Origin of the sequence: Chimaeribacter arupi (assembly GCF_002858805.1) — a bacterium.
Classification (GTDB): Bacteria; Pseudomonadota; Gammaproteobacteria; order Enterobacterales; family Enterobacteriaceae; genus Chimaeribacter; species Chimaeribacter arupi.
Map to the genome: position 1 here is coordinate 38,768 of NZ_PJZI01000023.1, position 21,106 is coordinate 59,873.

The following is a 21,106-nucleotide window of genomic DNA, read 5'->3' on the forward strand; positions in this document are numbered from 1 at the left end:
GCGGAAAATGAAAAGGATTGGGGTTGTCATCTGTGGAGACGCTTTTTCAGATAAAAATGAGATCAATGAAACAGAATTAGTCATAAACACGCTGAAAAACCACGGCGCCACGGCGACTTTTTTCACTTTTTTATCAGATCAAGCTATTGATAATAAAGCTAATAATCAAACGGCAGAAAAGGAGGGAAGCAAGGTAGCAGATCTCTTCACTGGACTGACCTCCTACCCCTTGTCAGACCTCTCAGAAAGAGAAAAATTTATGCCGGAGGCACTTCTTATTTTATCTGCAAACGGTGTACCGGTTTACTTTAAAACGAAAGAAAATAGTATCGAACAGACGCCGTCGAGCCAGGCTTATATGGACTTCTTCACGGAAATATATAAGCAAGAGTTAACAATAGGTCTGGTGGGGAAATGTGCTGCCCTGGCGCCCTTGCTGGCGCAGGCTCCGGTCAGGGTCACATTAGGGAACGATCCCGATTGCGCGGAACTGATTGAGGAATTAGGCGGTGAAGCAGTGATTTGTCCTGCGGACGACATCGTGATTGACGATGATCACCGCATAATGACCACACCGGGCTTTCTGGCAGGCGGTTCTGTTGCAGATATTTCACAAGGAATTGATAAGCTCATAACACGTATTTTAGGTGCGTGATTATGTGGCGCAAACAGCATCCCTGGGGTGCACGCTTTTGGCTACGCGGCCTTAAATGGCTGGCAGGCGGGATAATTACGCTCTGGGCAGGCCTGATCCTGATCTTTTCCGTGATGCCGGTCCCGTTTTCTGCCGTGATGCTGGAACGCCAGCTGAGCGCCTGGTTTACGGGTAACGTTAGCTACGTTGCCCATTCCGACTGGGTGCCGATGGAGGAAATCTCCCCGGCGATGGCGCTGGCGGTGATGGCGGCAGAGGACCAGCGCTTCCCGGAACACTGGGGGTTTGATGTCGCCGCGATCCAGTCAGCGCTGTCACATAATGAGCGCCGGGGCAGTTCGCTGCGCGGGGCATCGACGCTGACCCAGCAAACCGCGAAAAACCTGCTGCTGTGGGATGGGCGAAGCTGGGTGCGTAAAGGGCTGGAGGCCGGGCTGACCGCCGGGATTGAGCTGGTCTGGACAAAGCGGCGCATCCTGACGGTTTACCTTAACATCGTGGAGCTGGGCGACGGGGTATTTGGGGTGGAACAGGCCGCACGCACCTATTTCCATAAACCTGCCAGCCGCCTGACTGCCTCTGAAGCCGCATTACTGGCCGCCGTGCTGCCCAACCCGCACCGCTATAAGGTCACGGCCCCCTCAGCCTATGTACGGGGCCGCCAGCAGTGGATTTTACGCCAGATGCGGCAACTGGGTGGGGAAGGGTTCCTGCGGGCACACCAGTTATAGTGCGGGCACAGGGAAAAGCAGCCGGGCGATACGCGCCCGCTGTTTTCCACGGAAATCCGCTTCTTTAATGCGGTGAGCCCGGCCACTGAGCGTACTCCTGCCACTCAGGCAAGGCCTGCCATTAAGGTAAGCCTGACCATTCAGGCAAGCTCCGCTATTAAGGCAACCCTGCGGCATTAAAACCCGCCCGGTGACCGGCATCCGCGCTGCCGGCCACCTTCCCCCGGCCGGTGCCTTGATGCTGCCGGCCATATCCGCTCTCTCAGGGACGGATGCCCCAACGCGGCCTCTGTGGTTACCCCCAAAAAATGCATAAAAAAACGGGTGCCGTGATGGCACCCGTCAGCAGTCACGCGCGGTTATTTCAGGTCGGTAAAGGCGGTGGTGACATGTTTCACCCCGCTGACCTGGCTGGCAATCTGCGCGGCGGACTGGCCTTCCTTTGGCGTTACCAGCCCCAGCAGGAACACTTCGCCATTCTCGGTAGTTACTTTGACGTTTGAGGATTTCACCGTGTCGCTGGTCAGCAATTGCGAACGGACTTTGGTGGTGATCCAGGTGTCTGACGAGGCGGTGCCCAGGCTTACCGGGGTGCCCTGACGAATTTCGTTATAGACTTCGCGTGCGCCGTCTACACCCATCGCGATTTGCTTGGCGCGGGTCGCGAGGTCAGTGGTCGGGGCCTGGCCGGTCAGCAGCACTTTGCCCTGATACGCCGTGACCACCACGCGCGCCTCTTTCTTAAGTTGCTGGTCTTTGCTCAGGGCGTTGCTGACACGCGCTTCCAGCGTTTCATCATCAACCTGGGTGCCCACAGTGCGGGGGTCCGTCGCGGTTTTGGTGGCTACGGCCGCGCTGCCAACCACCACAGCGCCGACGCAACCCTGCAACAGCAGGGCGCTGCACAACACAGCCAGTGTTAATCGAACCTTCATTGGTGCTCCTTAATCATCCTGGTGAGGAAACAGGGTGTTATCTATCAGATCACACAGGCAATTCACGGTGAGCATATGCATCTCCTGAATGCGTGCGCTGCGGTGGGAGGGAATACGGATCTCGACATCCTGTTGGCCGAGTAATCCCGCCAGTTCGCCGCCATCGTACCCGGTGAGCGCGACAATCGTCATGTCACGGGTGACCGCTGCTTCAACCGCTTTCACAATATCACGGCTGTTGCCGCGGGTCGAAATAGCCAGCAGCACGTCCCCGGCGTGGCCCAGGGCGCGGACCTGTTTGGCATAGACCTCATCATGCAGCCGGTCGTTGGTGATGGCGGTTAACACAATGTTGTCCGCACTGAGGGCAATGGCGGGCAGGCTGGGGCGCTCAGTCTCAAAACGGTTGATCATGCTGGCGGCAAAGTGCTGGGCATTGGCGGCAGAGGTGCCGTTGCCGCAGCAGAGGATTTTGTTACCGTTCAGCAGGGATTGCACCAGCGTCAGAGCCGCACGGGAGATGGCATCGGGCAGGGCTTCCGCCGCTGCGATCTGGGTTTGGATGCTTTCGGTAAAGCAGGCTTTGATTCTTTCCAGCACGTGAGTTAATCCAGTCAGTAAAAGGGCCGGGCGGGAGCACCGGTTAACATATCATTCCGCATTGAAGGCATTGGGCAACCATTCCAGGCATTCGCCGGTGATGGCCAGCACATCAAAACGGCAAGGTGAGGTGTCAAAACTGGCCTGCCGCCGGGCCAGCCAGACGCTGGCCGCATACAACAGGCGCTGACGCTTCTGCCGGGTGATGCTGGCAGCCGCACCGCCGAACGCGGCGCTGCGCCGGTAGCGTACCTCCACAAATACCCAGGTATCCCGGTCACGCATGATGAGGTCCAGCTCACCGCCGCGTACCCTGACATTGGCAGCCTCAAACCGCAGGCCGGCCCGTTCCAGATAGCGGCGTGCCTGTTGCTCATAGGCGATGCCGGTGTCGCGTGTCCCTGGGGGGGAGGTCAGCATGGCGTCTGTCCTGTCTTCATGCTGAGGGGAAAAGCAGCGGTTGTCTACTTCCCCTCTTCACCCGGCCGGGGCAACGCGCCCCGGCGCGGGCCATCAGTTGGCGGCGACCAGCGCGCCGCCGCGGTATTGCAGCCACGGCAACTGGCGGTGGATCACACAGTCACTGTTGGCGCTCAGGCCACCGGTGGTGCCGGGCAACTGGAAGCCGGGGATCTGGCGGAGTTCAGCGAAATGATTCGCCAGCGTCCAGGCATCCATTCCCATTGCATAGAGCCGTACCAGCGAGTAGTCATTGCGGAATTGCGCGCTGGCCTGCTGCATCAGCTGCGGGTTGGCCCCGGCCAGCAGTGGGATGTCGCTGAACTGCAACCCTTCCATCTCCAGCCGGTAATCCGGGCCGGCCCCGGCCTGATAGCTGCGGGAGCTGGCGTAGAGCGCGGTTTTGCTGCGGGAGCTGGTGGACATGTCGATCATCGGCTTGATCAGCGTCATCTCATCCTGCGTGGCGATGATGTAGACCGCATCCACATTGCCGGACGGCGCAGCAGAGGCGCTGATCTGCGCATCGGTCGGCGGTGCCGGAATGGTAATGCCGCCGATGGTCACGCCCTGCGGCTCCGCAGGCGCGGCGACCGGGGCCGGGTTAACCGGCGTGCCGGTCAGGCGGATGCCTGCGCCGCTGTTGATTGCCTGCTTGAGTTCGCCGGTGGAGCCAAAGCCCTGTTTCAGCACTGTCTGGCCGCCCTGTTTTTGCCACTCATCGGCAAAGGCGGTGGCAATCCGGTCGCCCAGGCTGCCGCGCGGGGCCAGCACCAGCGGCATCTGTTTGTGTTGCGCCCAGATATGGCGGGCTGCGTCGCGCGCCTCATCTTCCGGCGACAGCGCGAAATAGCAGAGGTTCGGCAGGTTAGTGACCTTCTCCGGCTGGTTCAGCGCCAGGATATTCAACGGCGTCTGGGTGGTGGCGAGCTGCTCAACGTGGCTTTTCAGCAGCGGGCCAACCACCAGCGTGGCGCCATCCTGTTGCGCCTGCGCCAGCAACGCGGGCAGCGGCTGGCTGTCGGTGTCATACACTTTGACCTGTGTATTACTGACGGCCGGGGCCGGGGCGACCGGAGCAGGGGCCGGTTCAGCCGGGGCGGCTGCGGTATCAGCGGGTGGTGCCGACGGGCTGACGGCCGCATCCGGGTCAGCCGGGGCCGCGTTCGGGTCAGCAGGTGCGGCGGCCGGGTCAGCCGGGGCAGGTGCAGCGGCCGGTGGGGTGGCCTGTACACCATTCTGCGCCGCCATAAAGCCCTGCTGGATGGCGTTGCCGAACACCTGCGCCTGGCCGCTCAGCGGCAGGAACAGGGCAACTTTCGCGGTGGAGGCCTGCTGGAAGTTGAGCACATTATTCAGCTGGGTCGGCAAGGTTTTGGCGGCCGGGTTTTGCGGGTAGCGGGTCTGCCACTCCCGGATGCCGGATTTCAGGGCGTCCGGGTTTTGCATATTGTCCTGATAAACCCGCAACAGGTCGAGCCAGCCCTGCAACACATTCTCATCCGCATTGATCGCCAGCGTGCTGAGATCCTGCGGGGTCAGCTGGGTCAGCGCCATCCAGGTACGGTCGAGGTTGTCCTGATGCGGCTGGCCGCTCAGCGTTGGTTCCTGCGCAATGTACGCGCGGATCAACGGCAAACCGGGGCGCGCCTGGCTGGCAGCAATCAGCGCCTGATAGTAACGGGCGCGCTGGCTGGCAGAGAGCAGATCCGGGTGGAGGGCGTCCAGCGTGCCGGCGGCGGCCGGGGCGTTGCCCTGGGCCAGTTGCAGTTCGGCGGTCAGCAGTTGCTGTTCCTGCCGTTGGACATCACTGAGCGTCTGCGGTAGTTTGCCGAGCTGTTCGGCTGCCTGCGGCAGCTTCTTCTCATTCAGCAGGGCGCGAATGGCGAGTAATTGCCAGTCAGCCTTGTTATCATCGCCGCTTTGCTGCATCTGTTGCAGATAGTAATCAGAACCGGCGGTTGCCGCGTCCTGGATGTTGACGGCCGGGGCCTGGGTTGACGGGCCTTGACAGCCGGCAGCAATCAGGGCGGCCAGCAGAACAGGCACAAAGCGCCCTTTACGGCGTCGAACGACATGTGAGGAAAGCATACTGTATCCAGTGATGTTTTTTTCAAGATGCTCAATATTAAATCGGCATTCCGGACGAAACAATGAATCAACACGATCAGGCAGTGATTTCTGCATCAACGCTTTATGTAGTGCCGACCCCTATCGGCAATCTGGGTGACATCACCCAGCGGGCGCTGGCGGTTCTTCAGGGCGTGGATCTGGTTGCTGCTGAAGATACGCGCCATACCGGCCTGCTGTTACAACATTTTGCAATAAATGCGCGACTCTTCGCACTTCACGACCACAATGAACAGCAGAAAGCGGAACTGCTGCTGGCGAAATTGCAGGAAGGGCAGAGCATTGCGCTGGTGTCTGATGCAGGCACACCGCTGATTAACGATCCGGGCTACCACCTGGTGCGCCGCTGCCGTGAGGCCGGTATCCGTGTGGTGCCGTTGCCGGGGGCCTGCGCCGCCATCGCGGCGCTCTCTGCCGCCGGCCTGGCCTCAGACCGCTTCTGCTATGAAGGGTTCCTGCCTGCCAAAACCAAGGCGCGCAAGGATACGCTACAGGCGTTGATTGAGGAACCGCGCACCCTGATCTTTTACGAGTCCACCCACCGGTTGATCGACAGCCTGAGCGATATGGTGACGGTGCTGGGGGCCGATCGGTACGTGGTGCTGGCGCGTGAGCTGACCAAAACCTGGGAGTCTATCCACGGCGCGCCGGTGGGCGAGCTGCTGGCCTGGGTATTGGAAGATGAGAACCGCCGCAAAGGCGAGATGGTGCTGATTGTGGAAGGCCATAAGGCCACCGAAGAGGCGCTGCCTGCCGAGGCACTGCGTACGCTGGCGTTGTTGCAGGCGGAATTGCCGCTGAAAAAGGCGGCAGCGCTGGCGGCGGAGATCCACGGTGTGAAGAAGAATTCGCTCTATCGTTATGCCCTGGCGCAACAAGAGGGTGACATTCAGGACGAAACCGCCTAATATGCGCGCCGGAGTTGACCAGACAGTCGCCGCTTCACTGCCGTCCCTTTCGGGGGAGACAGGTGGAGGGGAGGAAAGTCCGGGCTCCATAGGGCAGGGTGCCAGGTAACGCCTGGGAGGCGCAAGCCTACGACAAGTGCAACAGAGAGCAAACCGCCGATGGCCCGCGCAAGTGGGATCAGGTAAGGGTGAAAGGGTGCGGTAAGAGCGCACCGCATGGCTGGCAACAGTTCATGGCACGGTAAACTCCACCCGGAGCAAGGCCAAATAGGGGTTCACATGGTACGGCCCGTACTGAACCCGGGTAGGCTGCTTGAGCCAGCAAGCGATTGCTGGCCTAGACGAATGACTGTCCACGACAGAACCCGGCTTACCGGTCAACTCCACTCCATATAGAAAAGCCCGGATCAGGCAACTGATCCGGGCTTTTTGCTGTTTGCGTAAGCCTGCTCCCCGGCACAGCTCAGGTTGCCGGGCATCGTGCATCACGCTGTTTTTCTGGTTTATTCACGTTCTGGTTTATCAACGTACAGGTGCTGTGTGCAGGCAATGCCTGTCTTAACCTGCCGCAAGGGCGGCGGGAAATTGGGTAATCAGGTCGGCAAATCAATCAGCAGGGCGCGCATCGCACTCTCGGCCACGATAGTCAGGCTCTGCTCTTTATAGATAAATGCCCCGTCGCCGCAGGCCAGCAATTGCTGTTCATCCCCGGCGGCGTTATGCGCCTGCACCCGGCCATGAATCGATTGCAGGTAGGCGCGCGGCCCGTGGATACTCAGGGTGTGGCGCTCACCCGCGTGCAGGTCAAGCTGGTGCACCCAGGCCTGCTGGCGCAGTTGCAGGCTGCCGTCCGCGCCGTCCGGCGAGGCGATCAGCTGGCAAGGGGCGCTGCGCAACGCCAGGTGTTGCAGGGCATCGCTCACCCGCTCCGGGCAGGCGTCGAGCCAGAGCTGCATCCGCGTCAGCGGCTGGTCAGAACTGACGTTCTGTTCGGTGTAGGTCACATCCTGCCGGGTGGCCAGCAGCAGTGCCTCACCGGCCTGCGCACGCAGATGGTTGCCGAGGCTGTCGCGGTATTCCGCTTCGCCCTGCAATATCAGGTTCAGCACATCCACCCTGGGGTAGCTGCGCGGTTGCAGGGCGGCACCGGGGGCCAGCACTTCCTGGTTCAGGACGCGCAGCGCGGCATAGCCCATGAGTTTGGGGTCAAAATAGTGGCCGAACGAGAAGGTGTAGCGGGCTTTAAGCCAGCCAAAGTCCGCTTTCCCGCACTGTGTGGCTGCTCTGCAAGTAATCATGACTGAGGCTCTCATTATTCAATAGGGAAATGGTAAGCGTCTGGACGCCGGATTGTTAGCCAGTTAATCTGGTTGGCATATTCAAAAATCCTGACAGAGAAGAATCATGGCCAAAGATCGGGCATTGACGCTGGAAGCGTTACGCGTAATGGATGCAATAGATCGCCGCGGCAGTTTTGCCGCCGCCGCGGATGAACTGGGCCGTGTGCCGAGTGCCCTGAGCTACACCATGCAGAAGCTGGAAGAGGAGCTGGACGTGGTGCTGTTTGACCGCTCAGGCCACCGGACAAAATTCACCAATGTCGGGCGGATGCTGCTGGAGCGCGGCCGGGTGCTGCTGGAGGCGGCCGACAAGCTGACCACCGATGCCGAAGCGCTGGCGCGCGGCTGGGAGACGCACATCACCATCGTCTGCGAGGCGCTGTCGCCTGCCGTGCAGCTGTTCCCGCTGATTGAGCGGCTGGCGCAAAAAGCCAACACCCAGGTGTCGTTGCTGACCGAAGTGCTGGCCGGGGCGTGGGAGCGGCTGGAGCAGGGGCGGGCGGACATCGTTATCGCGCCGGACATGCATTTCCGCTCCTCGTCCGAGATCAACAGCCGCAAGCTGTATAAGCTGATGAGCGTCTACGTGGCCGCGCCGGACCACCCGATCCACCAGGAGCCGGAGCCTTTGTCAGAGATTACCCGCGTGAAATACCGCGGCATCGCGGTAGCAGACACCGCCCGCGAGCGCCCGGTGCTGACGGTGCAGTTGCTCGACAAACAGCAGCGGCTGACGGTAAGTACCATTGCGGAGAAGCGGCAGGCGTTGCTGGCGGGGCTGGGGGTGGCCACCATGCCTTACCCGATGGTCGAGCAGGACATCGCCGAGGGGCGGCTGCGGGTGGTGAGCGCGGAGTACAACCGTGAAACGGACATCATCATGGCGTGGCGGCGTGACAGCATGGGCGAGGCGAAAGCCTGGATGCTGCGCGAAATCCCGAAACTGTTCCAGCACCTTCAGCAATAATGGCGGCGGGGCCGGGCATCACTGCCCGGCCCCGCGCGTTTTCCCTTACAGCCCGTCGGTTTCCCCGTCACGCTCCGGCGTACCAAAGCGCGTATCGCGCCCATGTTCTGCCAGCAGATCCTGTTCCGGCCCGATGGAGATCACCCCCGCCGGGTTGATGGTTTTATGGCTGCGGTAGTAGTGGTTGCGGATGTGCGCCAGATCCACCGTCTCCTCAATGCCCGGCATCTGGTAGATGTCACGCAGGAAGCCGTAAAGGTTAGGATAATCGCTGATCCGGTGGCGATCGCACTTGAAATGGGTGACATACACCGGGTCAAACCGCACCAGCGTGGTCCACAGCCGCAGGTCAGCCTCAGTGAGCTGGTTACCGGTCAGGTAACGTTTGAAACTCAGGATCTGTTCCAGCCGATCCAGCGCCTCAAATACCCCTTCCACCGCCGTGTCATAGGCCGCCTGGCTGGTGGCAAACCCGGCTTTGTAGACGCCGTTGTTCACCTTGTCATAGATCCAGCTGTTGAGATCGTCGATCTCACCGCGCAGCGCTTCCGGGTAGTAATCCCCGGCGCGGGCGCCCACGGCATCAAACGCGCTGTTGAACATGCGGATAATGTCAGCGGACTCGTTGCTGACGATGGTCTGCTGCTGTTTGTCCCACAATACCGGCACCGTCACGCGGCCGGTGTAATCCGGCTGGGCTTTCAGGTAGAGCTGATAAAGATAGTCAAGCTGGTAGAGGGAGTCGCCGGTGGCGGCCGGGAAATCACTGCCGAACGTCCAGCCGTTTTCCAGCATCAGCGGATGTACCACCGACACCGGGATCAGCGTCTCCAGCCCTTTCAGTTTGCGCATCAGCAGAGTGCGGTGCGCCCACGGGCAGGCGAGGGAGACATACAGGTGGTAGCGATCCGGCTCGGCGCGGAAGCCGCCGCGCCCATGCTCACCCGCTTCACCGTCCGCGGTGACCCAGTTACGGAACTGTGAGGTGGAGCGCTTGAAATGGCCGCCGGTTGATTTGGTGTCATACCAGGTATCCTGCCAGACACCGTCAACTAATTGTCCCATGATTCTCTCCTTCCTTCAGTATTCGCGGGGGGCAAAAGGGCAAGGCGGGAACGGCCCGGCACTTACCCTTATCATGTGCTGCGTTAAGTGTAGCGGATCACGCCCGGCTTAAGGTTTTGGCGGCCAGCAGGCGCTTTTTCAGCAGCGCGTCCAGGCTGAAACCACCGGCACCGGCCACGCTCAGCGCCAGGAAGCCCCCTGCAATCGACAGGTTCTTCATAAACATCATCTGGTTCATGCCATCAGCAAAGTTACTGTGGAAGATAAGCGCCGTCAGCACCGTGAAGATGGCAGTGATAAACGCCGTTGTACGGGTCAGGAAGCCGAACAGGATGGCCAGGCCGCCGCCGAACTCCAGCAAAATGGTCAGGGGCAACATAAAGCCGGGCACGCCCATGCTTTCCATATACTGCTGGGTGGCGCTGTAGCCGCCGATTTTGCCGTAACCCGCCGTGATAAACAGGATTGGCATCAGGATGCGTGCCGCCAGCAGACCGGTATCTTCTAATTTCTTCATCATCTTCTTCACCATTATTTTGCCGGGGCAATCTGCACCCGTGTGGGGTATTGTGCGCCTCAGGCCAGCAATGACGCGGCATCAGGCTGTTTCGCTATTCGATGGAGAGAAGTGTAGGGGAGGCGTGAAAAAGATGTAAGCAAGGAAAACTGCTGGATAACATCAAAAAAACTGACTAAAGGTTAAAGCAGGAAAACGGAGGGAAAAGAACACGGTAGCGCACCGGCTACCGTGGGGAGAGGGTATTGCGGATCAGTTTAACGGTGCCCCAGATGCCGATGGCACGGCGGCCCCACTGCATCACCTTATTCGGGTGACGGGCGGTATACACCGCCATCAGGCTGGAACCAATCGCCAGGTACTTTTTCATACCCATCAGCTTGATCCAGCCCCGGTCATAGGGGGCGGTTGCCACCAGCCACTGATCACACTCATCCGTCAGATCCGCGCGCTGCTGCTGAATCAGGTAGAGCAGGCGCAGTTTTTCGGCATGGCGTTCACGGGGTCTCATGGAATTTTCTTCTCCAGCAGGGCGCGGTCAATCTGCAACTGACGGCGTGTGGCCCCGAGCAGCGTGGAGCGTTTGGCTTTCACCAGTGTCCAGATGCCGACCCCCAGCGCCAGTGCCAGCAGAATGCCGGTGGTTATCCACAACGCCGGCTGGCGGTAAGCCGGGTCGATCGCCCAGAAGATCAGTACCAGTAAACTGACCAGGCCAAAGGCCAGCAGGATTAATGAGATACCGGTCATCAGCAGCAACTGCACCAGGTGGGATTTCTCCTCCTCCAGTTCCAGTACCGCCAGCTTCACGCGGGTTTCAACAATGCCAACCACGGTGGTGACAACACGGTGCGCAACATCCAGGGCCCCTTTCGCCGGGCCCTGGGAATCAGTGGGTTTGCGATAATCCGTCATATCAGCGTCGTGCAATCAGAACGCCGATGATGACGCCGACAGCAGCCCCGATGCCGACCCCTTTCCACGGGTTATCATGGACATAAGAATCCGCCTGGCTGGCGATCTCCTTGGTCTGGTGGACAACTTTGTCACTGGTGTCGCTCAGGCGCACGCGGGTATCTTTCAGCGTGCTTTCAGCACGGCTGCGAAGTCTGTCCCATTCGGCCAGCGGCTTCTCCGAAGAGGAGCGAAGCACATCTTCCAGCGTATCGGCCAGTGACTTGAGTTCTGCACGTAAACTATCCGAGGTGTAATCTTTTGCCATCAGGTGACTCCTTCATTTACAGGACGGTCTTTTTAACATAGAGGATTTCCGGCGGTGCGCAAATGCGATTAATCTGGTTGATTCTTCACGCTTTTCACCGCGCCGTCACGCAGCCGGAAGGGGGCTCAGGCCCACCCGGCCGGGTTATTGCCCGGCTTCGCGCAGCTCCGCTATCGCCTCTTCCAGTTTTTGCTGGCGTACGGCAATTTTTTCCTTATCGCCGCTCGCCTGTGCTTCCTTCAGATCTTGCTGCCGTTCTGCGACCTCCTGCTGCTTTTCCTTTACCTTATCGGCTTTTTCCGCCGACAGGCTCTGGGCAGTGCAGTTGGCTTTGACCGCCGTCAGCGCCTTTTGCAGGCCATTCAGCCGGTCAGCCTGGCCCTGTTCACGGGCGTGGGCCATCTGCTGTTCGATCGCCTGCGCCTTGCTCTCGCAGGTTTCGACCGGTGCCGCGACACACGCCGCTGAAAACAGCGACAGCGAAAGGAAGAGTGTCAGGGGGGCGTGAAACGTCATCATCCGGTTCCTTATTTATGTCCGGGCGGGGCAACAACTTCCACCCGCCACAGCGTTAAGCATAGACGGGAATTACGCATCCCCCCAAAAAAACAGGCTTTTTCGGAAAAGTTTTGTGTCACAGGCCAAAAAAAACGCGCCGTGGCGGCGCGTCTGCAGGCAGAGGGGCAGTACCGGCTAGCCGGTACGCAGCTGATCATGGGTCAGCTTCTTTACCCAGGTTTGCTCGGCACTGACGGCGCGCTGCTCCACGATATAACCCTGGGGAAGGATCACCGAGAGCGCCTCACGTGCGGCCTGCTGCTGCTGGGGCGAGGCCAGCCGGATTATCAGGGTGTCATTTTCCGGCGTAATGCTTTTGATGCGGATGCCGCGCTGGTCCAGGTTCTGGTAAACGAAAAAGCCGTCCGGCAGGGTCAGCCCGTGCCGCTCAGGGCGGATAGAGAGCGCGTTCTCCTGGCTGTTGCCGCGCGGCAGGGCCAGCAGGCCCAGCACGGCGAAGGCCACCATCAGGCAAACCAGCCACTGCCAGCGCAACGGGGAGCTCAGGTACGGGAGCTTCATACATTATTTCCTTTGTCTGAACTGCCTTGCCGCTTACGCCACAGCACCACCAGCGAGCCAATCAGGCCCAGCACCAGCAGCACCAGCGGCAGCATCATCAGGCAGAACATCAGTTGATCTTCATATTTTAAAAACAGCGGCGTCTTGCCGAGGAAAAAGCCCATCGTGGTCAAAATCACGACCCACAGGAAGCCGCTCATCCAGTTAAAGAACTGGAAGCGGCCGTTGCTGAGGCCGGAAAGCCCGGCAATGGTGGGCAGCAATGTGCGCACGAAAGCCAGGAAACGGCCAATCAGCAGGGCAGACAAGCCATGCCGGTGAAACAGGTTATGCGCCCGCTGGTGGTACTGGGCAGGCAGGTGCGACAGCCAGCTCTGCACCAGGCGCGTATTGCCGAGCCAGCGCCCCTGGATGTAACTGAGCCAGCAGCCGAGGCTGGCGGCAGTGGTCAGGATCACCAGCGTCAGCGGGAAATTCATAGTGCCTTTGGCGATCAGCACACCTACCAGAATCAGCAGGCTGTCACCCGGCAAAAAGGCCGCCGGCAGCAGGCCGTTTTCCAGGAACAGGATAATAAACAGTAAGATATAAATGGCCCAGACCAGCGTGGGGTCGGCCAGCAAGTCAAAATTTTGGTGCCACAATGCGTGCAGCAGCTCTTTGATGATATCCATGTAGCGCGTCCGGAAACTCCATAACTTTTTAAGCCCGGTTTCCACAGTGACATCCTGTGCTGTGTTTCTTACCGGCCGATTAACGGGCGGAGGGCGGAGGTATCACGGGAGGGCCGTGACGTAACTTTCCCGCGTATTATCCGCGGGTTACCTGTTTTGGCGGCATTTATCTTAAAAACGGGTAAAAAAAGTGGTCTAACTGTAACAAAAACCGTCAGAACGAAACAGCGGTAATCACACGGCTTCAATCATGTTTACACTGCATTGTATTAAGGCGGAAAAAAGCCGGACAGGTTTTACATAAATTGACATAAACGGCGGGCAGAAAAAAACCGGCTGACGCCGGTTTCAGGGAGCTGGGGCCTATTTGGGCAGGCTCAGGTGGCTTTCCAGATGTACCACCGGGTTTTCGGCGAACAGGTAACGGTCAACGTTAAACTCGAAATCGTCGGTGGTGGCATGGAACAGCATCTGTTTGGTGTTCTCCAGGTGCTGCCACATCGCCAGCTTGGCGGCGTGCGGGTCTTTGCGCATCAGCGCTTTCAGGATCTGGTCATGATCCTCGCACCAGCTCTCAATTGACTTGTCATCAATGTGTTCATGCAGCTTCAGCCAGTAAGGGTTGTGCACCCGCTGGCTCCACATCTTCTCGACAATGGCGGCCAGGGCGCTGTTTTGGGTTGCCAGCGCCACCTGCACATGGAATTTCAGATCCCACTGCGAATCGCGGAAGCGATCCTCCTGCCGGGCGTGCTCCTGAATCTCCATCAGCTGCACAATATCCTGCTTGGTGACCTGCGTGGCGGCAAACTCCGCGATGTTGCTCTCAATCAGCTGGCGTGCCTGCAACAGCTCGAACGGGCCGACGCTGGCAAACTCCATCTCGGCGCTCGGCATCACCAGGTGCTTCTGTTTGCTGGAAATGACATGGATGCCCGACCCTTTGCGCACCTCCACATACCCTTCCACCTCCAGCATGATGATCGCTTCCCGCACCACGGTACGGCTGACGTTCATCTCTTCAGAGATATAGCGCTCTGCGGGCAGCTTTTCGCCCACCGGATAAACCCCGGACTCGATACGCTGTTTAAATTCTGCGGCCAGTTGCTGATAAAGCCGTCGCGATTCGGTGAATTCCATGACAGTGCTCTTGGGTAAAGGTGAGTGGAAAAAGCCGGCGGTGATGATAGCAAGTTATGGCGGGCATGTTTACCCGAAGTCTTCCCTGCGCCATAACCTGTTATACCACTTTACTATAGCGCAGCGGCGGGGCGGGGCCTATGTCTCAGGGCGCAAAAATGAAAAAACCCGGCACACCGGCCGGGTCAGGGAAGGGCAGTCGCCGGGGCGTCAGGCTTTTGCCGTGGCCGGCAGCTCGGCCGCCGGTTGCAGTTCCGCGGCCGGGCGGTTTTGCAGCACCGTCCAGATAACCACCGCCCCCAGCAGGTCAAACACCGCCAGCGCAGCAAACAGCGGGCTGAAGCCCAGCGTATCCGCCAGCGCACCGACCACCAGGGCAAACATGGTGCTGGCCGTCCAGGCCGCCATGCCGGTCAGGCCGTTGGCGGTCGCGACTTCATTGCGGCCGAAGACGTCTGAGGAGAGGGTAATCAGCGAACCGGAGAGCGCCTGATGGGCGAAGCCGCCGATGCACAGCAGCGCAATCGCCGCATACGGGCTGGTGAACAGGCCGATGGTGCCGGGGCCGATCATCAGCACCGCGCCCATGGTGACCACCAGTTTGCGCGACACAATCAGGTTCACGCCAAATACCCGCTGGAACAGCGGCGGCAGATACCCGCCGACGATGCAGCCGAGGTCAGCAAACAGCATCGGCAGCCAGGCGAACATGGCGATCTCTTTCAGGTTGAAGCCGTAAGCCTTGAACATAAACAACGGGATCCAGGCGTTAAAGGTGCCCCAGGCCGGTTCCGCCAGGAAGCGCGGCAGGGCGATGCCCCAGAACTGGCGGTTTTGCAGGATCTGCCAGGCGCTCATCTTTTTGGCGTTATTGGTCTGGTGCTGCGCTTCCTGGCCGTCCAGGATGTAGCTGCGTTCTTCGTTGCTGAGTTTCTTTTGATCTTTCGGGTGTTTGTAGAAGATCAGCCAGCAGATCGCCCAGGCGAGGCTCAGCACACCGGTAATAATGAAGGCCATTTCCCAGCTGTGCGCCACAATCGCCCAGACCACCAGCGGCGGGGCGATCATCGCGCCGATTGAGGAGCCGACGTTGAAATAGCCCACGGCGATTGAACGCTCCTTCGCCGGGAACCACTCACTGCTGGCTTTCAGCCCGGCCGGGATCATCGCCGCCTCGGCCATGCCGACCGCCCCGCGCGCCAGCGCCAGGCCGCCCCAGCTATTGGCCAGCGCCGTACACATACAGAAGATGGCCCACATCACGGCGAACATCGCATAGCCGATTTTGGTACCGAGCACGTCCAGAATATAACCGGCGACCGGCTGCATCACCGTGTAGCAGGCCGAGTAGGCGGCGACGATATAAGAGTACTGCTGCGTGGTGATGTGCAGCGAGCTTTCGAGGGTGGGTGCCGCAACCGCAATGGCATTGCGCGTCAGGTAACCGAGCACGGTGCCGACGGTCACCAGCGCAATCATGTACCAGCGCAGCCCTTTGATCTTACGCATATAACTCACTCCCAGTCATTTGATAGGCGATGGGTGCCGCGGGATGCGGCCCCAGAACACAACGGCCTTCCCAGGGAATGGCCGTTGGCGCTTCGTATAGTTTTTATGGGAGAAGCCCGGAAGCCGGGGCTTCTGCCGGCACGCACCGCTTAAGCACGCCGGAAAGGGGCTGCATCCGGCCCCGCCGTGGCAGGTAAGCGGAACCGGTGCAGCACAAAACGCAAGCACCTTAACTTGTCATACAGATTTAAAAGTTGAGTGACATCACAAAACCCATTTTTCAATTAGGGAATACTGCTAACCATGCGGGAAGGGTGCGACAGCGCACGCATTTTTACCTTTTAAGCCGGAACGGCCCGGCCCGGCACGGTACAATCAGGAGACTGGGTGCCATAAGAAAGTGCTGGACGCCCCCCGGAATTGGTGTGATAACTTTATCCGCAACACGGACCCTGTTTCGAATGCAAGGTGAGGAACCTACTATGTCGTCATTTATGACCGAAGATTTTCTGCTCGACAGTGAGTTTGCCAAACGGCTTTACCATGACTATGCCAAAGACCAGCCGATTTTTGACTACCACTGTCACCTGCCGCCGGAGCAGATCGCCCAGGACTATCAGTTCGCCAATTTGTATGACATCTGGCTGAAAGGCGATCACTACAAATGGCGGGCGATGCGCACCAACGGCGTGGCAGAACGCTTCTGTACCGGTGATGCCTCCGACTGGGAAAAATTCCTCGCCTGGGCCGATACCGTGCCGCATACCCTCGGCAACCCGCTCTACCACTGGACGCACCTCGAGCTGCGCCGCCCGTTCGGCATCACCGGCACGTTGCTGTCAAAAGAGACGGCGGAAGAGGTCTGGCAGCGCTGCAACGCGCTGCTGAGCCAGCCCGCCTTCAGCGCGCGCGGCATCATGCAGCAGATGAACGTGAAACTGGTCGGCACGACGGATGACCCGGCCGACTCGCTGGAACACCATAAAGCGATTGCCGAAGACCACAGTTTTGACATCAAAGTGCTGCCGAGCTGGCGGCCGGACAAGGCGTTCATTATTGAAGCACCGGGCTTTACTGACTACCTGACCCGCCTGAGCGCCGCGGCGGACGTCGCCGTCTCCCGCTTCAGCCACTTGTGTGATGCGCTGACCGCCCGGCTGGATCATTTCGCCGCGCATGGCTGTAAAGTGGCAGACCACGCGCTGGACGTGGTGGTCTACGCCGAGGCCGATGACGCCACGCTGGACGGCATCCTCGCCCGCCGGCTGACCGGCACGCTGCCCACCAAAGAAGAGAGCGCCCAGTTCCGCACCGCGGTGCTGCTGTTCCTGGCAGCGGAATACCAGAAACGCGGCTGGGTGCAGCAGTACCACATCGGCGCGCTGCGCAATAACAACACGCGGATGTTACAGGCCATCGGGCCGGACATCGGTTTTGACTCGATCAACGACCAGCCGCTGGCGGAGCCGCTGTCCCGCCTGCTGGACGCCCAGGCGCGCAACAATGCGCTGCCGAAAACCATTCTTTACTGCCTGAACCCGCGGGATAACGAAGTGATCGGCACGATGGTCGGTAACTTCCAGGGCGAAGGGATGCCGGGCAAGATGCAGTTCGGTTCCGGCTGGTGGTTCAACGACCAGAAAGACGGGATGCAGCGCCAGCTGACCCAGCTCGCCAACCTCGGCCTGCTGAGCCGCTTTGTCGGGATGCTCACCGACAGCCGCAGCTTCCTCTCCTACACGCGCCATGAGTATTTCCGCCGTGTCCTCTGCCAGATGATGGGCCGCTGGGTGGCCGACGGCGAAGCACCGGCGGACATCCAGTTACTCGGCAGCATGGTGAAAAACATCTGCTTCGATAACGCGAAAAACTATTTTGCGATTGAGCTGAACTGATGCCGTGGGCGGATCGCTCCGCCCGTTTATTCCTTGTCAGGCGACGGCCGTTAAAGGTTGATTATGCAAAGCATCATAAAAATACACTCTCTGGATAATGTCGCAGTCGCCCTGCGCGATCTCGCCGCCGGTGAAACCGTCACGCTGCACGATCAGCGGCTGGTGCTGCCGCAGGCGGTGGCGCGCGGCCATAAGTTCGCCCTGCAACCGATTGAGGCCGGGCAGCACATCATCAAATATGGCCTGCCGATCGGCCATGCGCTCACGGCAATTGCTGAAGGTGAGCACATCCATTCACAGAACGCCAAAACCAATTTAAGCGATCTGGATGAGTACCGTTACGTGCCGGACGCCGTGCCGCTGCCCACGCAACCGGCGGATCGCGAGGTGCAGATCTACCGCCGGGCCAACGGCCAGGTCGGCATCCGCAATGAGCTGTGGATAATCCCGACCGTGGGTTGCGTCAACGGCATCGCCCGCCAGATCCAGAGCCGTTTCCTGAAAGAGACAGAGGACGCGCCGGGCATCGACGGCGTGCACCTGTTCGGCCACACCCTTGGCTGTTCGCAGCTGGGGCAGGACCATGAGAACACCCGCACCATGCTGCAAAACATGGTGCGCCACCCGAATGCCGGCGCAGTGCTGGTGATCGGGCTGGGCTGTGAGAACAATCAGGTGGATGTGTTCCGCAGCACGCTGGGCGAGATTGATGAATCGCGCGTGCGGTTTATGGTCTGCCAGCAGCAGGACGACGAAGTGGAAGCCGGGCTGGAGCAGTTGCGCGCGCTCTATCAGGTGATGCGTGACGACCGCCGCGAGCCGGGCAGGCTCAGCGAGCTGAAATTCGGGCTGGAGTGCGGCGGCTCGGACGGCCTGTCCGGCATCACCGCCAACCCGTTGCTGGGGCGCTTCTCCGACTATGTGATCGCCAACGGCGGCACCTCGGTGCTGACTGAAGTGCCGGAGATGTTCGGGGCCGAACGCATCCTGATGAGCCGTTGCCGCGACGAAGCGACCTTCGACAAAACCGTCAGCATGGTCAACGATTTCAAACGCTACTTTATCGCCCATAACCAGCCGATCTACGAAAACCCGTCGCCGGGCAACAAAGCGGGCGGCATCACCACGCTGGAGGAGAAATCCTTAGGCTGCACCCAGAAAGCGGGGCAGAGCCAGGTGGTGGACGTGCTGAAATATGGCGAGCGGCTGCACACGCCGGGGCTGAACCTGCTAAGTGCGCCGGGCAATGATGCCGTCGCCACCAGCGCGCTGGCCGGGGCAGGCTGCCACATGGTGCTGTTCAGCACCGGCCGCGGCACGCCGTACGGCGGGTTTGTCCCGACGGTGAAGCTGGCCACCAACAGCGAGCTGGCGGCCAAAAAACCGCACTGGATCGATTTCGACGCCGGGCAGTTGATCCACGGCAAGCCGATGGATCAGTTACTGGCGGAGTTTGTGGATCTGATCGTGGCGATCGCCGACGGCAAACTCACCTGCAACGAGCGTAACGACTTCCGTGAACTGGCGATCTTCAAGAGCGGGGTCACGCTGTAGATCGCACGATTGGGCCAACCGGGCAGCGGCCACGCGGTTGTCATGCTTACCCCCACTGGCTAAAATAGAAACAGCGTTTCATATCCGGCGCTCTCTCAGGGGGCGCCGTTTTCATTTGCGGCAGCAGCTTTTCGGGCGGGGCAGGGCGTATGACGTTTTACGGGTTCGCACAAGGCGTCGGGGTGCTGGCGTTTCTGGTCGGCATCACGATGTTTTTCAACCGAAATGACCGCCGCTTCAAGCAACAGCTCGCCACCTACAGCGCCATCATCGGCACCCACTATTTCCTGATGGGCGCGCACTCCGGCGCGTTCAGCGCCTGGCTCAGTGCCATCCGTACGCTGGCCGCGCTGCGCACCCGCAGCCTGTGGGTGATGTGGCTGTTCATCGCCCTGACGCTCGGGCTGGGGCTGGGCAATGCGCGCCACCTGATGGAAGTGCTGCCGATTTGCGGCACCGCCATCAGCACCTGGGCGCTGTTCCGCACCTCAGGGCTGACCACCCGCTGCGTGATGTGGTGCTCCACCTGCTGCTGGGTCGCGCACAATATCTGGCTCGGCTCGATTGGCGGCTCGCTGATTGAGGGCAGTTTCCTGCTGATGAACGGCCTGAATATTATCCGGTTCTACCGACTGCAACGGCGCGGCATCGACCCATTCAAAGTCGAGAAAGCGTTAAAACAGGAAGAAGAGGGTGAAACGCTGCCTTCCGGCAAAGCGGGCTAGGCGTCACGGCGGGAAACGGGGGAAGGGAAGAAACCGGTATGCGGCGCATACCGGTTAACGGCCATCAGCGGCGGACAGCGATCGCTTCGATCTCGATCTTCACATCTTTCGGCAAGCGGGCCACTTCCACACAGGAGCGCGCCGGGAACGGGGCGTCATGCTCGTTGAAGAAGGCTTCATAGGTGGCGTTGACGGTGGCGAAGTCGTTCAGGTCTTTCACGAACACCGTGGTTTTGACGATATCCGCGACGTTCAGGCCCGCCTGTTCAACGATCGCTTTGACGTTCTCCAGCGACTGGCGCGCCTGGGCGGCGATGTCGTCCGCCACGGCACCGGTTTTCGGGCAGACCGGGATCTGGCCGGAGGTAATAATCATACTGCCGAGGTCTACACCCTGGACATAAGGGCCGATGGCGGCCGGGGCGAGTTCAGTGCTGATAGTGCGGGACATGACTTCTCCTGGTTATGGGTTAAGCATCCAACGCATTATAAGGAGCGGGCGGCGCAATGCACAAGGCACGCCGCCGCGCCGGTCAGTCGTTATTCAGCACCACCTGGCGGCTGAACGCTTTCTCGCAATAGTTGCAGGTCAGGCGCACATCATCGCCACGGGACGTGACGCTGAAGCGGGAGGCCACCGGCTCGCTGCGGCTGATGCAGTTGCCGTTCGGGCAGCGCAGCACGCCGTGGATCTGCTCCGGCAGCGTCGGCATGATTTTGCCGACCACGTCATACTCATCAATGCGGTTGACGGTGGCGTCCGGCGCGTAGAGCGCCAACTGGTTCACCTGCTGCTCGGTCAGGAAGGTGTTCTCAATTTTGATGATGTCTTTGCGGCCCAGCGCGTTGGACGGCAGGTTCAGGCCGATGGTGATGCGCTGTTCGGTTTCCGTCAGCTTGAACAGCGTCAGCAGTTTGAACCCGATGCGCGCCGGGATGTGGTCAATCACCGTGCCGCATTTGATGGCTTCCACCTGCAATTTGTTTTCATGACTCATGG

General features: G+C 59.9%; 24 protein-coding genes and 1 other RNA gene. 8 read left to right on the forward strand and 17 right to left on the reverse strand.

Annotation, left to right across the window (positions count from 1 at the left end; translation table 11 throughout):
- The first annotated feature begins 7 nt into the window (after positions 1 to 7).
- Together CYR52_RS14035 and mtgA are read left to right on the forward strand one after the other, a co-directional pair.
- Positions 8 to 655 carry a type 1 glutamine amidotransferase family protein gene (locus tag CYR52_RS14035; RefSeq protein ID WP_072931765.1) on the forward strand — a complete coding sequence of 216 codons (648 nt, stop codon included), beginning with the start codon at positions 8 to 10 and terminating at the stop codon, positions 653 to 655.
- Between the two features lie 2 nt (positions 656 to 657).
- On the forward strand, positions 658 to 1,386 hold the full coding sequence (mtgA, locus tag CYR52_RS14040; protein WP_101828801.1) for a monofunctional biosynthetic peptidoglycan transglycosylase: 729 nt from the start codon (positions 658 to 660) through the stop codon (positions 1,384 to 1,386).
- Between the two features lie 359 nt (positions 1,387 to 1,745).
- Here mtgA and dolP read toward each other — a convergent pair whose 3' ends face one another.
- The 4 genes from dolP to CYR52_RS14060 form a co-directional block, all read right to left on the reverse strand.
- On the reverse strand, positions 1,746 to 2,321 hold the full coding sequence (gene dolP / locus CYR52_RS14045; RefSeq protein WP_072931767.1) for a division/outer membrane stress-associated lipid-binding lipoprotein: 576 nt from the start codon (positions 2,319 to 2,321) through the stop codon (positions 1,746 to 1,748).
- Between the two features lie 9 nt (positions 2,322 to 2,330).
- Positions 2,331 to 2,921, reverse strand: coding sequence for a DnaA initiator-associating protein DiaA (gene diaA / locus CYR52_RS14050; RefSeq protein ID WP_072931769.1), 591 nt, complete (start codon positions 2,919 to 2,921; stop codon positions 2,331 to 2,333).
- A gap of 51 nt (positions 2,922 to 2,972) precedes the next feature.
- Positions 2,973 to 3,341 (reverse strand): YraN family protein, encoded by a 369-nt coding sequence (locus CYR52_RS14055; protein ID WP_072931771.1) that lies wholly within the window; start codon positions 3,339 to 3,341, stop codon positions 2,973 to 2,975.
- A 93-nt stretch (positions 3,342 to 3,434) separates the two neighbouring features.
- A complete protein-coding gene (locus CYR52_RS14060; RefSeq protein ID WP_079205293.1) occupies positions 3,435 to 5,471 on the reverse strand; it encodes a penicillin-binding protein activator in 2,037 nt (678 codons plus the stop codon).
- Positions 5,472 to 5,533: 62 nt separating this feature from the next.
- On the opposite strand from CYR52_RS14060, the gene rsmI reads away from it, so the two are divergent.
- Both rsmI and rnpB read left to right on the forward strand, forming a co-directional pair.
- Positions 5,534 to 6,418 (forward strand): 16S rRNA (cytidine(1402)-2'-O)-methyltransferase, encoded by an 885-nt coding sequence (rsmI, locus tag CYR52_RS14065; protein WP_072931853.1) that lies wholly within the window; start codon positions 5,534 to 5,536, stop codon positions 6,416 to 6,418.
- Between the two features lie 10 nt (positions 6,419 to 6,428).
- An RNA gene (rnpB, locus tag CYR52_RS14070) (RNase P RNA component class A) lies at positions 6,429 to 6,807 on the forward strand.
- 204 nt (positions 6,808 to 7,011) lie between these two features.
- Here rnpB and CYR52_RS14075 read toward each other — a convergent pair.
- Positions 7,012 to 7,716 carry a pirin family protein gene (locus tag CYR52_RS14075; protein ID WP_072931775.1) on the reverse strand — a complete coding sequence of 235 codons (705 nt, stop codon included), beginning with the start codon at positions 7,714 to 7,716 and terminating at the stop codon, positions 7,012 to 7,014.
- A 106-nt stretch (positions 7,717 to 7,822) separates the two neighbouring features.
- On the opposite strand from CYR52_RS14075, the gene CYR52_RS14080 reads away from it, so the two are divergent.
- Positions 7,823 to 8,725 carry a LysR family transcriptional regulator gene (locus CYR52_RS14080; protein WP_072931777.1) on the forward strand — a complete coding sequence of 301 codons (903 nt, stop codon included), beginning with the start codon at positions 7,823 to 7,825 and terminating at the stop codon, positions 8,723 to 8,725.
- Positions 8,726 to 8,770: 45 nt separating this feature from the next.
- Here the strand turns inward: CYR52_RS14080 and CYR52_RS14085 are convergent, their stop codons facing one another.
- The 10 genes from CYR52_RS14085 to CYR52_RS14130 form a co-directional block, all read right to left on the reverse strand.
- A complete protein-coding gene (locus CYR52_RS14085) occupies positions 8,771 to 9,790 on the reverse strand; it encodes a glutathione S-transferase family protein (RefSeq protein ID WP_072931779.1) in 1,020 nt (339 codons plus the stop codon).
- A 97-nt stretch (positions 9,791 to 9,887) separates the two neighbouring features.
- Positions 9,888 to 10,307, reverse strand: a complete 420-nt coding sequence (locus tag CYR52_RS14090) for a DoxX family protein (RefSeq protein ID WP_072931854.1) — start codon at positions 10,305 to 10,307, stop codon at positions 9,888 to 9,890.
- Positions 10,308 to 10,533: 226 nt separating this feature from the next.
- The gene (locus tag CYR52_RS14095) at positions 10,534 to 10,818 is read right to left on the reverse strand and encodes a YqjK-like family protein (protein WP_072931781.1); all 285 of its coding nucleotides are present in this window, start codon (positions 10,816 to 10,818) and stop codon (positions 10,534 to 10,536) included.
- Complete coding sequence (locus CYR52_RS14100) at positions 10,815 to 11,222, reverse strand: phage holin family protein (protein WP_072931783.1); 408 nt, start codon at positions 11,220 to 11,222, stop codon at positions 10,815 to 10,817. The genes CYR52_RS14095 and CYR52_RS14100 overlap by 4 nt, the downstream gene beginning before the upstream one ends.
- Before the next feature lies 1 nt (position 11,223).
- Entirely contained in the window at positions 11,224 to 11,529 is a 306-nt protein-coding gene (locus CYR52_RS14105) for an ElaB/YgaM/YqjD family protein (protein WP_072931784.1), read from the reverse strand.
- 144 nt (positions 11,530 to 11,673) lie between these two features.
- Positions 11,674 to 12,048 carry a DUF1090 domain-containing protein gene (locus tag CYR52_RS14110; RefSeq protein WP_079205294.1) on the reverse strand — a complete coding sequence of 125 codons (375 nt, stop codon included), beginning with the start codon at positions 12,046 to 12,048 and terminating at the stop codon, positions 11,674 to 11,676.
- Positions 12,049 to 12,222: 174 nt separating this feature from the next.
- On the reverse strand, positions 12,223 to 12,555 hold the full coding sequence (gene mzrA, locus CYR52_RS14115) for an EnvZ/OmpR regulon moderator MzrA (RefSeq protein ID WP_246538631.1): 333 nt from the start codon (positions 12,553 to 12,555) through the stop codon (positions 12,223 to 12,225).
- 50 nt (positions 12,556 to 12,605) lie between these two features.
- Positions 12,606 to 13,283, reverse strand: coding sequence for a DedA family protein (locus tag CYR52_RS14120; RefSeq protein WP_072931856.1), 678 nt, complete (start codon positions 13,281 to 13,283; stop codon positions 12,606 to 12,608).
- A gap of 363 nt (positions 13,284 to 13,646) precedes the next feature.
- A complete protein-coding gene (gene exuR / locus CYR52_RS14125) occupies positions 13,647 to 14,423 on the reverse strand; it encodes a transcriptional regulator ExuR (protein WP_072931788.1) in 777 nt (258 codons plus the stop codon).
- A 210-nt stretch (positions 14,424 to 14,633) separates the two neighbouring features.
- The gene (locus CYR52_RS14130) at positions 14,634 to 15,932 is read right to left on the reverse strand and encodes an MFS transporter (protein WP_072931789.1); all 1,299 of its coding nucleotides are present in this window, start codon (positions 15,930 to 15,932) and stop codon (positions 14,634 to 14,636) included.
- A gap of 482 nt (positions 15,933 to 16,414) precedes the next feature.
- Between CYR52_RS14130 and uxaC the strand changes: the two genes are divergently transcribed.
- The 3 genes from uxaC to CYR52_RS14145 all read left to right on the forward strand — a co-directional run bounded on the left by uxaC (position 16,415) and on the right by CYR52_RS14145 (position 20,106).
- Positions 16,415 to 17,827, forward strand: a complete 1,413-nt coding sequence (gene uxaC / locus CYR52_RS14135) for a glucuronate isomerase (RefSeq protein WP_101828789.1) — start codon at positions 16,415 to 16,417, stop codon at positions 17,825 to 17,827.
- 63 nt (positions 17,828 to 17,890) lie between these two features.
- Positions 17,891 to 19,381, forward strand: coding sequence for a UxaA family hydrolase (locus tag CYR52_RS14140; protein ID WP_101828790.1), 1,491 nt, complete (start codon positions 17,891 to 17,893; stop codon positions 19,379 to 19,381).
- 149 nt (positions 19,382 to 19,530) lie between these two features.
- Positions 19,531 to 20,106, forward strand: coding sequence for a YgjV family protein (locus CYR52_RS14145; RefSeq protein ID WP_072931795.1), 576 nt, complete (start codon positions 19,531 to 19,533; stop codon positions 20,104 to 20,106).
- Positions 20,107 to 20,170: 64 nt separating this feature from the next.
- Here the strand turns inward: CYR52_RS14145 and ridA are convergent, their stop codons facing one another.
- Positions 20,171 to 20,557, reverse strand: coding sequence for a 2-iminobutanoate/2-iminopropanoate deaminase (gene ridA, locus CYR52_RS14150; protein ID WP_072931797.1), 387 nt, complete (start codon positions 20,555 to 20,557; stop codon positions 20,171 to 20,173).
- A gap of 82 nt (positions 20,558 to 20,639) precedes the next feature.
- Positions 20,640 to 21,104 (reverse strand): aspartate carbamoyltransferase regulatory subunit, encoded by a 465-nt coding sequence (pyrI, locus tag CYR52_RS14155; RefSeq protein WP_072931798.1) that lies wholly within the window; start codon positions 21,102 to 21,104, stop codon positions 20,640 to 20,642.
- Positions 21,105 to 21,106 lie beyond the last annotated feature (2 nt).

What these genes read in the sequence shown, in the direction of transcription:
- CYR52_RS14035 (WP_072931765.1), top strand. Translation starts at nt 8, where the DNA reads ATGAAAAGGATTGGGGTTGTCATCTGTGGAGACGCTTTTTCAGATAAA.
- mtgA (WP_101828801.1), top strand. Translation starts at nt 658, where the DNA reads ATGTGGCGCAAACAGCATCCCTGGGGTGCACGCTTTTGGCTACGCGGC.
- dolP (WP_072931767.1), bottom strand. Translation starts at nt 2,321, where the DNA reads ATGAAGGTTCGATTAACACTGGCTGTGTTGTGCAGCGCCCTGCTGTTG.
- CYR52_RS14055 (WP_072931771.1), bottom strand. Translation starts at nt 3,341, where the DNA reads ATGCTGACCTCCCCCCCAGGGACACGCGACACCGGCATCGCCTATGAG.
- CYR52_RS14060 (WP_079205293.1), bottom strand. Translation starts at nt 5,471, where the DNA reads ATGCTTTCCTCACATGTCGTTCGACGCCGTAAAGGGCGCTTTGTGCCT.
- rsmI (WP_072931853.1), top strand. Translation starts at nt 5,534, where the DNA reads ATGAATCAACACGATCAGGCAGTGATTTCTGCATCAACGCTTTATGTA.
- CYR52_RS14075 (WP_072931775.1), bottom strand. Translation starts at nt 7,716, where the DNA reads ATGATTACTTGCAGAGCAGCCACACAGTGCGGGAAAGCGGACTTTGGC.
- CYR52_RS14080 (WP_072931777.1), top strand. Translation starts at nt 7,823, where the DNA reads ATGGCCAAAGATCGGGCATTGACGCTGGAAGCGTTACGCGTAATGGAT.
- CYR52_RS14085 (WP_072931779.1), bottom strand. Translation starts at nt 9,790, where the DNA reads ATGGGACAATTAGTTGACGGTGTCTGGCAGGATACCTGGTATGACACC.
- CYR52_RS14090 (WP_072931854.1), bottom strand. Translation starts at nt 10,307, where the DNA reads ATGAAGAAATTAGAAGATACCGGTCTGCTGGCGGCACGCATCCTGATG.
- CYR52_RS14095 (WP_072931781.1), bottom strand. Translation starts at nt 10,818, where the DNA reads ATGAGACCCCGTGAACGCCATGCCGAAAAACTGCGCCTGCTCTACCTG.
- CYR52_RS14100 (WP_072931783.1), bottom strand. Translation starts at nt 11,222, where the DNA reads ATGACGGATTATCGCAAACCCACTGATTCCCAGGGCCCGGCGAAAGGG.
- CYR52_RS14105 (WP_072931784.1), bottom strand. Translation starts at nt 11,529, where the DNA reads ATGGCAAAAGATTACACCTCGGATAGTTTACGTGCAGAACTCAAGTCA.
- CYR52_RS14110 (WP_079205294.1), bottom strand. Translation starts at nt 12,048, where the DNA reads ATGATGACGTTTCACGCCCCCCTGACACTCTTCCTTTCGCTGTCGCTG.
- mzrA (WP_246538631.1), bottom strand. Translation starts at nt 12,555, where the DNA reads ATGGTGGCCTTCGCCGTGCTGGGCCTGCTGGCCCTGCCGCGCGGCAAC.
- CYR52_RS14120 (WP_072931856.1), bottom strand. Translation starts at nt 13,283, where the DNA reads ATGGATATCATCAAAGAGCTGCTGCACGCATTGTGGCACCAAAATTTT.
- exuR (WP_072931788.1), bottom strand. Translation starts at nt 14,423, where the DNA reads ATGGAATTCACCGAATCGCGACGGCTTTATCAGCAACTGGCCGCAGAA.
- CYR52_RS14130 (WP_072931789.1), bottom strand. Translation starts at nt 15,932, where the DNA reads ATGCGTAAGATCAAAGGGCTGCGCTGGTACATGATTGCGCTGGTGACC.
- uxaC (WP_101828789.1), top strand. Translation starts at nt 16,415, where the DNA reads ATGTCGTCATTTATGACCGAAGATTTTCTGCTCGACAGTGAGTTTGCC.
- CYR52_RS14140 (WP_101828790.1), top strand. Translation starts at nt 17,891, where the DNA reads ATGCAAAGCATCATAAAAATACACTCTCTGGATAATGTCGCAGTCGCC.
- CYR52_RS14145 (WP_072931795.1), top strand. Translation starts at nt 19,531, where the DNA reads ATGACGTTTTACGGGTTCGCACAAGGCGTCGGGGTGCTGGCGTTTCTG.
- ridA (WP_072931797.1), bottom strand. Translation starts at nt 20,557, where the DNA reads ATGTCCCGCACTATCAGCACTGAACTCGCCCCGGCCGCCATCGGCCCT.
- pyrI (WP_072931798.1), bottom strand. Translation starts at nt 21,104, where the DNA reads ATGAGTCATGAAAACAAATTGCAGGTGGAAGCCATCAAATGCGGCACG.